Genomic DNA, 14392 nt, shown 5'->3' with positions numbered 1-14392 from the left:
ATGGGGGAGTTGTTTTGATGCGCAAAGGGTGGACGAAGTCTTTAATCGCGTTGTTAATCTGTCTGTTGACCTTGACGATGCTGCTGAGTGCCTGTGGAGGATCCTCCAATCCGGAGAACCCGGACGCTGCTGCTGGTGAGACAGGGGCGGAATCGCCTCCCGAACAAAGTGAATTGTTTACAGAGGTCGGCACCTATCCGATTGTGAAGCAGCCGATGACGATAAGAATGTTTGCGCCGCAGTTTCCGACCATCGAGGATATGAAAACCAATGCCTTTACCGTGTTCCTGGAAGAGAAAACGAACATCAAAATCGATTGGGATCTGGTTCCGAACAATGCCTTGAAGGATCGCAAACAGCTAATGCTCGCCAGTGGAGACTACCCGGAAGTCATCCTGCATGGGGACCTCTCCAAGGAAGAACAGATGAAGTATGGATCGCAAGGCGTGTTTATCCCGTTGAACGACCTGATCGAACAATACGCGCCGAATATAAAGAAGGCAATGCAGGATATCCCATATATGAAGGATTCAATAACGGCCCCCGATGGCAATATTTACGCCCTTCCTCAAGTAAATGAATGTTATCACTGCGATAACGCATTGAAAATGTGGATCAACAAGAAATGGCTCGATCAGCTGGGACTATCCGTTCCTACCACCACAGAAGAGTTTTACAATGTCCTGAAGGCTTTTAAGGAAAAGGACCCGAATGGAAACGGCAAGGTCGACGAACTCCCGCTTTCGGGATCAGATGAGATGTGGGCGGGAAACGTTTCGGCATTTCTGATGAACTCCTTTATTTTAGATGATTATACCGAGAAGAATGCGGGCACCTTCCTAAGGGTCATTGACGGCAAGGTTGATTTTACGGCAAATAAGGATGAATGGAAGCAAGGGTTGATTTACTTAAACAAGTTATACAAAGAGGGATTGATTGATCCGGCGGCCTTTACACAAAACGCTGACGCGGTTCAGCAAATGGCCAACCGGGAACCAGACAACGTTATGGGAGCTTTGTCTACCGCGCTGATCAGTTATGCCTACAGCATGGATGATAAAGCGCCGCGGCATAAGGATTACGTCGTGGTTCCACCTCTAAAAGGGCCCGGCGGCGTTCAGCAAACCCTGAATTTTGCCGGCATTGGTAATTCCCAGTTTGCCATTACGAATAAAGCGACCAACGACCAGCAGATTGCAGCGATCCGCCTCGCGGACTACCTTTACACCGAAGAAGCAATTCTGCTGCAGGAGAACGGCCCGGAAGGCAAAGGTTGGCGAAAGGCACAAGACGGAGAGCTGGATATTAACGGAAATCAAGCGAAATATACGTCGATTCCGAAAACGGACAAAAAGCCAACGCATAATGACGGATGGGAACAGATCGGGCCTTCTTTAAGAACTTATGCGTATCGAGCTTCCTGGACCGCACCGCAAGATCCGCTGGCACCGGATGGATATGGGACGCGGCTGAATCAGGTATCCAAGGAATATGAGGCGTTCCATTCCAAGGAGCAATACCCAAATGGAGTTTTTATTGCGCTGGAAGACGCGGAGATCGCGGCGCAAATCAAGACTGCGTTGATCGATTACGTGAAGTCCAACATGGCTCAATTTATTACCGGTTCTAAAGACATCAATAAGGAATGGGATGCTTACGTCAAGGGATTAGACGGACTCCAGCTAACCCAATACCTTGAAATCTACCAAAAAGCCTTGGAAGCGAAAAAGTAAATGATGAATCGTTATGGGGTTCTCCGCAGTCGGCTATGCCGAGCGGGGCCCTTTTTTCTTGTGAGATATCATTTCGGCGCCAGACATTTCATTAAGCTAACGGGCAGGATAATGCGAGTATTAAACGAAAATATTTGTAACGGCTCCCTTGATGGCGCTGTCCATGCTCGGCTTTGTACTACAATGAATGTACATTAACATTGTCCAAGAAGACGCAACTAATTTGTGCACAAATAGTTGCGGTACGAAATTGTCGGGATATTATACTTTTGTCGAGAGGAGGAATCTGATGGAATGGCTTGAACGGATGAATCGGGCGATGGACTATATCGAATTAAACTTAGCTGGAGAGATTGAACTGAGTGAAGTTGCTCGTAGAGCATGCTGCTCATCTCATCAGTTCCAGAGGATGTTCTCATTCATTACTAATGTAACGCTGGCAGAGTATATTCGGCGCAGAAAGCTCACTCTTGCCGCGCTCGAATTGCAAAATAACAAAGCAATTAGAGTGATCGATATCGCCATAAAATACGGTTACGAGTCTCCGGTTTCATTCGCGCGGGCATTTCAATCGCTTCATGGGATCACGCCGGCAATGGCTCGCCAAGACGGAATTGCTCTTAAAGCCTATCCACGCCTCTCATTCCTGATTACGATTAAGGGGGTGGATGCGGTGAATTATCGTATTGAAACGAAGGAATCATTCGAAGTTTTCGGTATTGAACGAGTTTTTCAAAGTGATGAAAGTGGTGATGCACCGAGCACGCCGGCACAATTCTGGCAGCAATCCCACGCCAATGGCGAAGTTGAGAGACTTGCTTGTAACGCCGGCGACTTGCCCCGTTTTGTAAGCCAAGATTCAAACAAAGTACATGGAATTTGCAGTTATAAAAAAACAGGAAACGACACGTTCCCTTATATGTTGTGTTCCTTTAAGAGCGCAACCAGCAACACAAAAGGGTATTCAACCATAACGATTCCCGCACAAACATGGGCCATCTTCCCCTCCGAACCGATTGCTTCGGATGCATTTGGTGAAACCATTGAGACGTTGTATCGACGATTTTATGCGGAATGGCTCCCGACGTCAGGCAATGAGCAGGTGGATGAAATGGAAATGCAAGTTTGCGGCGAAAGAGGCGGCCTTCACACTGTTGAACTGTGGTTCGCCGTTAGGAAAATCTAATGCCTGCATCCGACTTTGAACACGAATCCCGATATGCTAATAAAGGAGATGGGAAAGATGCTAAGAAAATTCAACCCTCCAGGTATGGTTTCCTCGGACATTTATCACCACGGAGTAGAGGTCACATCATTCCAACAAATGCTGTTCATCTCAGGTCAAGTAGGTGTAGGTCCTGATGGAATTCCCGGTGTAGGTATTCGGCAACAAACGGAATTGGCGATCCATAATTTATACAAGGTTCTTGCAGGTGCGAATATGGATGCCAACGACATCGTGAAATCCACGATCTATTTAACGGATGAAAATCAACTGGGTGCCTTCATGGAGGCTGGAGCAGGGGCCTTGCCGACTCCTCCCCCGGCGATGACGTTAGTTATTGTCAAAGCCCTTGCATCGCCTGATTTGCTTGTTGAGATCGAAGCCGTTGCAGCGAAGTAATTTTGTTACTATAATTTTGATACCCAAGTTACGGGGAAGGATGATTACCAGGGAACAGAGAACAGACTCCTTTAGATAACACCATATGCCTTAACCCATCATACGGCATGCGTGTTAAAGAGGAAGACAGACAAGCTCATGGTCCCATTATATTAGAGTTTTTTATAGACGAAGCAACAGTAAAAAGGGGCCGTTTCTCAAGATCTAAGATCATTTGGGACGGCCCCTATTTACAATATGTTTTATTATAAAGGTTAAGAAAATGGTATGGATCTCTGAAACCTGCTGTTGTCCTTGCTGTGTGAGCTACTCTTTAACCGAACCCAGCGTAATCCCGTGAATGAAGAAGCGCTGGAGGAAGGGATAAACGATAAGGACGGGCAGCATCGCGATGAAGATTTTGGCGGCATCGAGTGTCCGGTTGGACAACTCCGACAAGCGACGGTACTGGTCCTCGGACATCGTCGATGGATCGACCGAGACGACAAGCTGCTGGATATACGTCTGGAGTGGATAGAATTGCTCACGGGACATGAAGATCAGACCGTACAAGAATTCATTCCAGTGATACACGATACTGAACAGCGAGACGGTCGCCAGCACCGGCACGGCCAGAGGGATGTAGATCTTGAACAGGATGTACCATGGTCCCGCGCCGTCGACAAGGGCGGCTTCATCCAGCTCCTTGGGCAGGTTGCGGAAGAAGTTCATCGTGAGGATAACATTGAAGACGAGTGTCTGCGCGCCGCCGACCAGGACAAGTGCCCAGATGCTGTTCAGCATGTTGAGCTCTTTGACCGTCAGATATAGGGGGATCAGACCGCCGTTGAACAACATCGTGAAAATGAGAATCCACATGAACACATTGCGCCCCTTGAATTCTCTCGCTGTCCGCGAGAGCGGGTAAGACATGAGCACAACCATGATAAAATTGAGAATAACCCCCAGCAGCACTCGCTCGGTCGATGTCCAGAAGGACCGGAAGAACTGATTGTCATTGAGAATCTGGTTATATGCGTTGAGATTGAAATCGACTGGCCATAGCCAGACCTTACCGGCCGCAGCGGCAGAGTTGGAGCTAAGCGAAAGGGAGAGCGTGTACCAGATCGGCAGGACGCATGACAAAGTAATGCCTATCAGGACTACAATCAGTATAATATCCGTCACACGGTTGCCGAACGTCCGGTCTCTGACCACGGTCAGCACCTCCTACTCTAGTTGGAATGGTATGAGTTTACATAGCTTTCATCAGGATGAATCCTTAGAATATGCGATAGTTAACAAAACGGTAAGCCAGATAATACGAGACGGATATCAGCAGGAAGCCCACAACGGACTTCAACAGGCCGACGGCGGTCGCAAGTTCATATTGGAGGTTGAGCAAACCTGTACGATAGACCCAGGTGTCAATAATATCACCTGTAGAATAGACGAGCGGGTTGTACAGATTGAAGATCTGGTCGAAGCCCGCGTTAAGCACATTACCCAAGCTGAGTACCGTAAGCAATACGGCTGTCGTGCGGATCCCGGGCAGCGTGATATGCCAGAGACTTCTCCAGCGTCCTGCGCCATCGATGTTGGCAGCTTCGTACAGTGCCGGGTTGATACCGGTAAGCGCGGCAAGATAGATAATGGTACCAAAACCGAATTCCTTCCAGACGTCACTGCCGACTACGAGGAACGGAAACAGCTGGGAATCGGCAAAGAACAGTTTGGGCTGGAATCCGAACAAAGCAGTCAGTTGATTAACGGGTCCATTATAGGAGAATAGATCTAGTACAATGCCCCCCAGAATAACCCAGGATAAAAAGTGAGGCAGATAGACAATGGTCTGAATCCAGCGTCTGAGAATCATCAGACGCAGCTCATTGAGCATCAGTGCAAACAGCAGAGGCGCAATCAGATTGGCGACAATCTTCATGGACGCGATGACAAGCGTATTCATGAAGACTTCCTGTGTATCCTTCAGCAAAAACATATACTTGAAGTGCTCAAGTCCCGCCCAATCCGAGCCCAGGATTCCTTTGCCTGGATTAAAATATTGGAACGAAATGATGATACCGAACATCGGAACGATGCTGAAGACGAGCAGCCATAGAAATCCCGGGATCAGCATCAGATAATAATGTTTGGCGAAACCTCTCATTCGCATGACAGCACTCCTTTCCCCGAATCCTACTTCGAATGTTCCAGAGCTCCTGACAGGTGCTGGGAGCTCTGGTTATATGGTTCGTAATATGCCTTAAGATTACTTCACAAGTGCGTCCTTAACCTCCTGGGTAATCTGGTCGCCGCCTTGACGTTTCCAGTTCTCGACGAAGGAGTCGAATGTCTCCAGTGGAGCCGCGCCCATAATGATGCGCAGGAAGGTCTCATCCTCTAACTTTCGCAGATTCACCCAACGGCTCTCCATTAATGGCGTCTGCTCATACAGAAGACTGGGTACCTCCTCAAACTCGGTATCAACCAGCGGCCTTCCGCCCACCATCATGGAGTACGCTCGTGTCCATGCTCCCCAGTTCGCTTCAGGGTTCCATGTTGAAAGATCCATAGAATCGTAAGGCTCGTTTTTGATCGTCTTGATGCTTGCGATATCCGAAGGCAGCAATTTGTAAGCTTTGTTATCCGCAAAATCCTCTGCGGTTTTATTTCCAGCCAGCACATCACGGAGGGCTCTGACTGTAAATTCAATTTCATCGGATGGAGCGTACACCACGCGGAGCGGATAGTAACCAGGACCGCCTTTGCTTGGGTCAAAGGTGTTCTCTTGTTCGTTTTTAAACAAATTGTTTAGCAATTTCATCGGAACTTCCGGATGTTCGTAATCTTTCCGAACCACCACAAACTCAGTTGAAGGTGTAGCAGCATGTGGTCTAAATTCGCCATTTTGATTCAAAGGCAGGGCATAAGCTTGCCAGTTGGCTTCGGGATCATTTTTAACGGCATTGGTTAGCGGGCCGTAAGCCATCCACCATGGTGCAAAGAACATTCCGGATTTTCCGGCGATAATGGGCTCATCCGCTTTGTTACGAACACCCATCTCAGGATCAATAAGTCCCTTGGAATACAAATCTCTTAAACTAGCTAACGCCTCGCGAGTCTCCGGCAGAATTGAGCCGTACACAGGGCTGCCATCCTCGCCCTCGAGCCAGTATCCAGGGAACGAGTCGTGTGCGGAGAAAATGGCATCAAAACCGTACAAATTGTTCTTCGACTCCAGGAAGTTCGCATACAGCTTACCGCCACTCTCCGGACCAGTGATCCCAATCGTATCGCGCTGACCGTTGCTATCCGGATCATCTTCGACGAAAGCACGGGCGACGGCCTCAAGTTCTGCCATCGTGGTTGGCGGTTCAAGGTTCAGCTTATCCAGCCAGTCCTGACGGATCCACAGGAGGTGAATGCCGTCGGCATTTGCCTGCACACCCGGAAGGGCCATGATTTTGCCGTCGAATGTAACTGCCTCCAAGGCAGCACCGTTGGTGTTTTCAATGATGGTCTTTATCTCCGGGGATGCATATTGCTCATACACCTCAGTAAGATCGGCAATTTGGTCGGCTTCGACCAGTTGGCGCAGCTCAACGGCATTGACGACCATAGCATCCGGCAAATCGTTACTTGCAATGGCGAGACTAATTCTCTGGCGAAGATTCTGGCCGGAGGCAGCGAATTGATGATCGACGTCCACATTAAGCGCTTCCTTAATCTGACGAGTATATTGATTGTCCAGCGGCGTGTCGCCAGGCGGCAATTCATTATCGGTGGGATCGATTTCAATACTGATGCTGATCTGGACAGGTTCTTCGTAGCGGCCAAATGGATCAGCGGGTTCGCTTGATTCCGCGCTTTTCTCCGGTGCAGCCGGCGTGTTATTAGTTGTATTGCTGCAAGCACCTAGAACGAGAAAGCAGGCAAGTAATAGCGCTAACGTTTTTGACTTGTTTTTCATAATTACACCCCTTCTATCAGATTGAATGGAATAACTATCCCTATGGACCATTTAACTGTAACACAATGAAACCGCCTTCAAGGATAGAAGGTGGTTTCTAAATGAGGGGGTCATATGTACAAAAATTGATGGCTGTTCCGGGTGGCTGGACATTTCACCCACTAAGGAGAAGACATTTGTCTACCCTGTTTTTTTCAACTGAAAGATAACAGATCAGGCATCTGAATTATTGAAATCTTTGCTCAATAATCATTTTTATTTGTGTTATATTCTAGAAAGATTTTTCCCACCTGTTTCTATTTATGCACGTCTTAGACCTGATTCGAAGAGAGGAGGAGTCAATAATCGATGGGGATGCTAGCGTTGAAACCGGAAAAGAATTGGAAGTCCCGCCTGAAGCGATTGACCTTGAAAAATAGAATTCTTTTACTGTTCGCCGCAGCAACATTGATCCCTTTCATCTGCACCTGTTATCTTTCATACAACACCATTACATCCATTCTGAATACGAAGCTGCAATCCGGCATTCAAAGCAATTTAAAGCAGGTCAGATTGTCGCTTGAGAACACGCTGAACAATCTGAATCACGTATCCCAACAACTGTCCTTTAATGGGAATGTCGGTAGGCAGCTTGAGATGTTTTTGATGGCGAAGCAGCCGTATGACCGGAGTTATCTGACGGACGAAATCAAAAATCAACTGAATCTCATCACATTCACGAATCCCAATGTCGGATTAACGCTGTATTATTTACGCGACGATCAGACCACTCTTTTTGAGAATACAGGCATGAAACAACCATTCAATGTCGATAACCTTCCAATCCTCGCAGAGTATTATGGCATCACCTATTTTGGACCGCATATCAGTCAAGATCGATTCAACAATCAATATGTGCTTTCCGCGTTGCGAAAGGTGGATTTGCCGGAGAGGGAGGATGCCTATGTCTACATTGAGTCCGGTTTCAAGCTGACGCAGAGCATTCTTGATTTGGATGAAGTCAGCAAGCATACCAATCATTTAATTCTGGACAACAACGGAAGAATATCATACAGCGAACTTCAAGATATCTTTCCTGAAAATTCATTTTTTTCGGACTCATTATCGCCGTCCCTGGTAACAGGTATGACTTCCGATTATTATTGGTATCGACAAGTCAGCAATCAGGGCTGGAGCGTGGTCTCGCTAATTGCGCAATCCGACTACAACCGCGAGAAAAATCGCTGGATGATGCAGATGCTGGGGCTGGCGCTGTTGTTCGCCGTAGTTAGTCTGACGATTGGCTGGCTTTTATGGAAAATGGTGTACCGGCCGCTGTCGCGCTTCCATAAGGAGATCAAATCGATTGCGGGCAGCAATTTTAATGCGGCTGCCACGCAATCGAGCATCCCGGAATTTGAAATGCTGTTAAACCAATTTCAACATATGAAGGTTCAGATTACGCAGCTGTATTCTGAAATCAAGGCCAAGGAGAAGCGCAGAGCGGATCTGGAGATCGAGAAGCTGCAGTATCAGATCAATCCGCATTTTCTGATGAATACGCTGGATACCGCTCACTGGCTTGCCGTTATGAACGGTCAGGAGGAGATCGACAGGCTTGTCACTTCGTTGAACAAACTGCTCTACTACAATCTCCGCAAAGGCAACAGTGTCGCGACAATCAGGGATGAGATTGATTCACTGAAACAATATCTTATTCTCCAGCAGATTCGATACAATTTTCAGTTCGATGTCAATATTCACGTAGACGATGCATTGCTCGAAGTGACAGTCCCTAGGTTCATTCTGCAGCCGTTGGTTGAAAATTCGCTATATCACGGGCTGGATGACAACGGCAGGATCGAGGTGGAGGTCAGAAAGAATGACAGACTAGAGATTGAAATTCGAGATAACGGTGGGGGGATCCCTGAAGAAACAATTGAGGCGTTGCTTGAGCAAGAACAGACTGAACACCATCGAGTGGGGATGGGAATCGGACTGAATTATGTCAAACGAATGTTAGCATTTCACTATGAAGGGAAAGCGAGTCTGACGGTAACAAGCGAGCTTGGCAATGGTACCCGCATCATCATTTCGATTCAAATTGGGGAGGGAAATTAAACGAAATGATCCATGTTCTCATCGTAGACGACGACAAGCTTGTACGTAAGGGATTGATGTCCTTTTTACCCTGGGAATCGTTCGGAATGAGAGTTGTAGGCGAAGCTGCCAACGGGGAGAAGGCGCTCGATTTTCTGAAGGCGAATCGGGTAGACCTGTTAATGACCGATCTGGCCATGCCCGTGATGTCAGGCATCGAATTAATTCGGGTTGTACGCAAGTTATATCCGGATATCGCGATCGCCGTGTTGACGCTTCATCAGGATTTTGAATACATTCAGGAAGCGCTGCGACTGGGTGCCATTGATTACATTGCCAAGGTAGAGCTAGAAAAAGACCAGTTCGAAGAAGTGTTTCGTCGCATCCACTCGCGCATTGTGGAAGAGAAGCAGAAGCACAAGAATGAGTCGCATACGATAGCAGAGGTTTGTTCTTCCGATACGGCCTATGCGCTATTGACATTCCCGGATGAGCCATTAACAAGCAGTATGGTTGCGGATTGTGTTTCCTTGGGCTGGATAGCCGAATCGGAAGGATCTATTCTGATGTGGTTGACGGATCTTGCCAAGGAGGTTCAGCCTCGAGGACATTACGAAGAAGACCCGTTGCCGCCGCTTCCAAACGGAACGCGCAGCTCCGGATGGCATATGGTGCGGTTACGGCATACAGCCGGTTTATCTCCATCCGATCTGCACCAACGGATGCGGGCTTACAGGAGCAGAGATTTTTTTTACGACTTCGACGGCAATGAGCCCTATCCGATTGAGAAGTCTGTCATGGAGCTGCTGGCAGAACATCCTGAACCGGGAGAAGAGGAGACGGACACTGTGAAGAATTTACTACACGCCTTCACTTGGGTCCATGACGATGAAGCCTTTGATAAGCTTTGTAGTCGATTAAAAGAACTGCGTATACCCGTCCCCAAGCTAATGCAATGGATCTACGGCTTTATGGTTGACTGGAACCGGCTCTATAGAGCGATACAACCTGATGATATCAAGCTCCCTGACACATTTACGTGCTGGCGGGAGGTTACGGACTGGCTGAAACATTTCAGGGAAAATGGGATTACGCGCTCAGGCAGCCTGCAGCTGAGCCCGGAAGTGAGCGGCAGCATTATGAACGCGGTAAAGATCGTGCACGATGAACTGGAGTTTCCGTTATACGCCATCGATGTCGCGAAGCGGGTCAATCTAAGCCGAAGCTACTTTTATCAATGTTTCAAAGAAATCGTAGGCTTTTCCTTCAATGAATATCTGCGCAAGGTACGAATCGATAAAGCGCGGGAATATCTGGAGCAGACGGCCAGGCCAATTGTCTGGATTGCCAAGCAAACCGGATACGAAGATGAGAAATATTTCAGCAGAACTTTTCGAGAGCAGACAGGTATGCTCCCGAGCGAATATAGACAGCAGTATAAGTCGAGGTTATAACAATGGAAAGTAAATTTCCTTTATTTATCGTAACAGGTGCAAGTGGGTCTGGGAAAACATATGTTATCAAGGAATTGCGGAGATTGATGCCTGATTTTGATATTTTTGACCCTGATAGTCTTATTGAATTTATCGGGCACGATTGGGAGAAAATGCGAAATATTTGGCTGCGGGTTGCACGCAATATCGCTGAAAATGGACGCATGACTATAATATGCGGAACAATGATGCCGTGGGATATTGAAAAATGTGCGGACTTTCCTTTTTTTAAGCATGTATATTACCTAAACCTGCATTGTGATGAGGAAACGCGCGAAAAACGTCTACGTGAAAGAAATTGGGCGGAGGAAGAGATTCAAAACCACAAAAACTTTGCAAAACGATTGCTTGAAATTGCCGATGAGGTCTATAACCCACCTATGCCTACTATTGATACAACGGTTACTGATGTAACCGAGGTTGCCTCTCGGATAAAAGAGTGGGTTCACCAATACGCTTGAAATAACGGGAAACGATAGGCAGCCGATCACATTGAGATCAGCTGCCTCTTGAATGTTGGAAAGAATTCTAGACCGATACTGTCACATTGAGGATAATTCTATTTCCGGACGAACCTTACTTTGATTTTTTTCGTTTTATTCCTTGGAAAATCAGCATAAATCCCATTAAGAATAATAAAATATTGACTGAACTTAAAGACTGTTTTCCTAAAAAATCCTGAATTAAAAGATAAGATTGGATAACCAAGATAATGGATGCATATAAAATCAGCCCCTTACATTAATTGTTAATTTCATTTTATTACATTATATATTTTATTTCTAACAGCAATCACCCTAGATTGGCAGAAATTGAAAATTAGCTGCTTTTTTAGCCGAGATATGATGAGTGGAGCTAACCCGATGCAGGAGGAGTAAAAGAAGTGAAGCCTGTAAGTGATGGATTTGAAACAATGTGAGGTTCTATTGAGGAAATTCATCTGATTCAGTTTTTTTATGTAACTTTTTTGCTTTTTTGGGTGTTTACTAAGTTGAGGGAAATAACCCCCATGCAAGAAAGGGGATCATCCATCATTTCGAGAAGTGCAAGTACATAGGGTTACACTACAGAAATTAAAAAATCGAAGGAGAAGTGGAGATGTCTAAATATATAAAAGCCATGACTTTGAGCATGACTATAATCCTCAATAAGCCATGATTTTGAAATCATTCTTTGCTTTACTTCTTAGTATACCGTTTACGATTATAAATTTCGGTGCATACCTAAAAGGCAACACACCTTCAACTATGAACTTAGTGAGCACTATTCTCTTTTTAATTTTGTGGATGTCATGGGGAGGTTACACTAATTATAGGGACAAACGGAGCATGCGCTTTCTTAAGTTCAGCTCTTTTTACTGTCTCGTCTCTGTTGCATGTGTTTTTGTAATGTATCTTATAGATGCAATACTTTTTTCAATACCAGTTGGAATATTTATTATAGGACCGGTGTATGGGTTAAGGTATTTCTTCCCCTCAGTTTCATATGAAGCATTTGGATACATCTCTGTAATAATAGTCTATGCTTTCAGTTTGGCTGGTTCTTTTATAGGATATGTGGCAAGTAAAAAAGCAGTACGAGAGTAAACAGTAATGGGACTGACCCCATAACGTGAGACAAATTAAAAATACCTTCAAGAGAATGCAACCATGTCGTAAGATATGGAGACAACCTTGGAGGTTTTTTGCATGGTAAACAAGAGTCAACGATCTGGTCGAAGTGAAGAAGAAAGCCACTGTATCTGTCCCTGCTGAATGATGGAGAGGTGATAATACCAACTTACTTGAGCATAAAAAGTTGCGATACAAAGTCGCTGATATTCTATACTTCGATTGAGAGGAGGGAAAGAAATGGATTGGCTTACGAGGATGAATCGGGCATTGGATTATATTGAAACAAATTTATCCGGAGAAATCGACCTGACGAAGATAGCAAGCCAAGCTTGCTGTTCGTCTTATCAGTTTCAAAGAATGTTCTCCTTCGTTACGGATGTTACACTGGCGGAATATATACGACGCAGACGGCTTACTCTTGCAGCAATTGATTTGTTGAATAGCGATACGAAAGTGATTGATATCGCCATTAAGTATGGTTACGATTCACCGGTTTCTTTTGCAAGAGCTTTTCAATCGATGCATGGTGTCAATCCAACCACGGCTCGTCAAGAAGGTGTCGCGTTGAAAGCATATCCACGGCTTTCCTTTCTTATTTCAATCAAAGGGGTTGAGGCGATGAATTATCGGATCGAAACCAAGGAATCTTTCCAAGTATTTGGCATTGAAAGAGTGTTTCAAACAAGCGGTGATGGCGATGGACCGAGTACACCAGGGGGATTATGGCAACAATGCCACGCCAATGGCGAAGTAGAGAGACTTACTGCCAATGCGGGTGAATTGCCTGTATATCTGAGTAAGGATATGTATAAAGTGCATGCAGTGTGCAGTTATCGAAAAACCGAAAATGATACGTTTCCGTATATGCTGTGTTCATTTAAGAGCGATTCCAGTAAAACAGATGGATACTTGGAAATAACGATCCCTTCACTCACTTGGGCAATATTCCCATCAGAGCTGTTTACATGGGATCAATTTAATGATTCCATCGAGTCTTTATACCACCGCTTTTATTCAGAATGGCTTCCAACAGCAGGATACGAGCAGGTGGATGGAATGGAATTCGAAGTCTATGGAGGCAGAAATGGCCTTAATTTTGTAGAATTGTGGTTCGCGGTACGAAAAACCTCCTGAATGATGAAGACATACAGAGCGCTGGATCATCCATAGAGGGATAAATACCCTCTTTGGTTCGGTATGAAGATATGGGAATTTCTAGATTAAGAATACTCTAAATGATATCTTTAGAATAGTTTGATAAATGAGATCGCAGATTCACTAGTTAAATAGAATATCAAAACATGAAAGGACAAAAACATGTCTCAATTCCCTACTTTAGAAACGAAAAGATTTATACTTAGACAGATTAAACAAGATGATTCACAAGAAATATTTCAATATTTCTCAATGGATGAAGTCACAAAATTTTATGATTTGGAGAGTTTTACGAATATTGAACAAGCAGAAGAACTAATTCGCAGATGGAATCAGAGATTTGAAAATAATCAAGGAATTCGCTGGGGAATCACTTTGCGGTCGGAAGGCAGTGTAATTGGAACTTGTGGATTTCATGGTTGGGCGAAAAATCATTGCAAGATTGAAATCGGGTATGAACTAGCACCAGAATATTGGCGGCAAGGTATTATGACTGAGGTGATTCCGAAGATAATTGAATTCGGATTTAACAATCTTGGATTAAACCGAATTGAAGCATTTGTAGAACCAGAGAATATGGGGTCAAGAAAGGTGCTTGAGAAAGTTGGGTTTACGGAAGAAGGGATATTAAAGGAGCATTTTTATTGGAGGAATCGGTTTGTTGATAATGTCCTATATGCATTGCTTAAGAAAGAGTATAAATTTCGTTAAGTAGTAAGGACACTATAAGAAACTGACTCAAACAC

Annotated in this window: 11 protein-coding genes; 8 read left to right on the top strand and 3 right to left on the bottom strand. The window is 45.4% G+C overall.

Annotated elements, in window-relative coordinates; all coding sequences use genetic code 11:
* Nucleotides 1-17 precede the first annotated feature (17 nt).
* The 3 genes from MKY82_RS17410 to MKY82_RS17400 all read left to right on the top strand — a co-directional run bounded on the left by MKY82_RS17410 (nucleotide 18) and on the right by MKY82_RS17400 (nucleotide 3357).
* Nucleotides 18-1733 carry an ABC transporter substrate-binding protein gene (locus MKY82_RS17410; RefSeq protein WP_339293951.1) on the top strand — a complete coding sequence of 572 codons (1716 nt, stop codon included), beginning with the start codon at nucleotides 18-20 and terminating at the stop codon, nucleotides 1731-1733.
* Nucleotides 1734-2022: 289 nt separating this feature from the next.
* Nucleotides 2023-2919, top strand: coding sequence for an effector binding domain-containing protein (locus MKY82_RS17405; RefSeq protein WP_339217445.1), 897 nt, complete (start codon nucleotides 2023-2025; stop codon nucleotides 2917-2919).
* A 57-nt stretch (nucleotides 2920-2976) separates the two neighbouring features.
* Complete coding sequence (locus MKY82_RS17400) at nucleotides 2977-3357, top strand: RidA family protein (protein ID WP_339293950.1); 381 nt, start codon at nucleotides 2977-2979, stop codon at nucleotides 3355-3357.
* A gap of 306 nt (nucleotides 3358-3663) precedes the next feature.
* Here MKY82_RS17400 and MKY82_RS17395 read toward each other — a convergent pair whose 3' ends face one another.
* The 3 genes from MKY82_RS17395 to MKY82_RS17385 all read right to left on the bottom strand — a co-directional run bounded on the left by MKY82_RS17395 (nucleotide 3664) and on the right by MKY82_RS17385 (nucleotide 7306).
* On the bottom strand, nucleotides 3664-4554 hold the full coding sequence (locus MKY82_RS17395; RefSeq protein ID WP_194542900.1) for a carbohydrate ABC transporter permease: 891 nt from the start codon (nucleotides 4552-4554) through the stop codon (nucleotides 3664-3666).
* Nucleotides 4555-4618: 64 nt separating this feature from the next.
* A complete protein-coding gene (locus MKY82_RS17390) occupies nucleotides 4619-5509 on the bottom strand; it encodes an ABC transporter permease subunit (protein WP_339217440.1) in 891 nt (296 codons plus the stop codon).
* A gap of 96 nt (nucleotides 5510-5605) precedes the next feature.
* Nucleotides 5606-7306, bottom strand: coding sequence for an extracellular solute-binding protein (locus MKY82_RS17385; RefSeq protein WP_194542899.1), 1701 nt, complete (start codon nucleotides 7304-7306; stop codon nucleotides 5606-5608).
* A gap of 348 nt (nucleotides 7307-7654) precedes the next feature.
* Between MKY82_RS17385 and MKY82_RS17380 the strand changes: the two genes are divergently transcribed.
* The 5 genes from MKY82_RS17380 (at nucleotide 7655) to MKY82_RS17360 (ending at nucleotide 14357) form a co-directional block, all read left to right on the top strand.
* Nucleotides 7655-9406, top strand: coding sequence for a histidine kinase (locus MKY82_RS17380; protein WP_339293949.1), 1752 nt, complete (start codon nucleotides 7655-7657; stop codon nucleotides 9404-9406).
* A gap of 5 nt (nucleotides 9407-9411) precedes the next feature.
* Nucleotides 9412-10839 carry a response regulator gene (locus tag MKY82_RS17375; protein ID WP_339293948.1) on the top strand — a complete coding sequence of 476 codons (1428 nt, stop codon included), beginning with the start codon at nucleotides 9412-9414 and terminating at the stop codon, nucleotides 10837-10839.
* A gap of 2 nt (nucleotides 10840-10841) precedes the next feature.
* Nucleotides 10842-11339 carry an AAA family ATPase gene (locus MKY82_RS17370; RefSeq protein WP_339293947.1) on the top strand — a complete coding sequence of 166 codons (498 nt, stop codon included), beginning with the start codon at nucleotides 10842-10844 and terminating at the stop codon, nucleotides 11337-11339.
* Between the two features lie 1389 nt (nucleotides 11340-12728).
* Complete coding sequence (locus MKY82_RS17365; RefSeq protein WP_339293946.1) at nucleotides 12729-13625, top strand: AraC family transcriptional regulator; 897 nt, start codon at nucleotides 12729-12731, stop codon at nucleotides 13623-13625.
* A 183-nt stretch (nucleotides 13626-13808) separates the two neighbouring features.
* The gene (locus MKY82_RS17360; protein ID WP_339293945.1) at nucleotides 13809-14357 is read left to right on the top strand and encodes a GNAT family protein; all 549 of its coding nucleotides are present in this window, start codon (nucleotides 13809-13811) and stop codon (nucleotides 14355-14357) included.
* Nucleotides 14358-14392 lie beyond the last annotated feature (35 nt).

This window comes from Paenibacillus sp. FSL W7-1279, assembly GCF_037969845.1.
Lineage (GTDB): Bacteria > Bacillota > Bacilli > Paenibacillales > Paenibacillaceae > Paenibacillus_AQ.
This window is presented reverse-complemented; position numbering and strand designations above follow the sequence as displayed.

Excerpts from the sequence above, each read along its gene's own strand:
- MKY82_RS17410 (WP_339293951.1), top strand. The coding sequence starts at position 18 with ATGCGCAAAGGGTGGACGAAGTCTTTAATCGCGTTGTTAATCTGTCTG.
- MKY82_RS17405 (WP_339217445.1), top strand. The coding sequence starts at position 2,023 with ATGGAATGGCTTGAACGGATGAATCGGGCGATGGACTATATCGAATTA.
- MKY82_RS17400 (WP_339293950.1), top strand. The coding sequence starts at position 2,977 with ATGCTAAGAAAATTCAACCCTCCAGGTATGGTTTCCTCGGACATTTAT.
- MKY82_RS17390 (WP_339217440.1), bottom strand. The coding sequence starts at position 5,509 with ATGCGAATGAGAGGTTTCGCCAAACATTATTATCTGATGCTGATCCCG.
- MKY82_RS17385 (WP_194542899.1), bottom strand. The coding sequence starts at position 7,306 with ATGAAAAACAAGTCAAAAACGTTAGCGCTATTACTTGCCTGCTTTCTC.
- MKY82_RS17380 (WP_339293949.1), top strand. The coding sequence starts at position 7,655 with ATGGGGATGCTAGCGTTGAAACCGGAAAAGAATTGGAAGTCCCGCCTG.
- MKY82_RS17375 (WP_339293948.1), top strand. The coding sequence starts at position 9,412 with ATGATCCATGTTCTCATCGTAGACGACGACAAGCTTGTACGTAAGGGA.
- MKY82_RS17370 (WP_339293947.1), top strand. The coding sequence starts at position 10,842 with ATGGAAAGTAAATTTCCTTTATTTATCGTAACAGGTGCAAGTGGGTCT.
- MKY82_RS17365 (WP_339293946.1), top strand. The coding sequence starts at position 12,729 with ATGGATTGGCTTACGAGGATGAATCGGGCATTGGATTATATTGAAACA.
- MKY82_RS17360 (WP_339293945.1), top strand. The coding sequence starts at position 13,809 with ATGTCTCAATTCCCTACTTTAGAAACGAAAAGATTTATACTTAGACAG.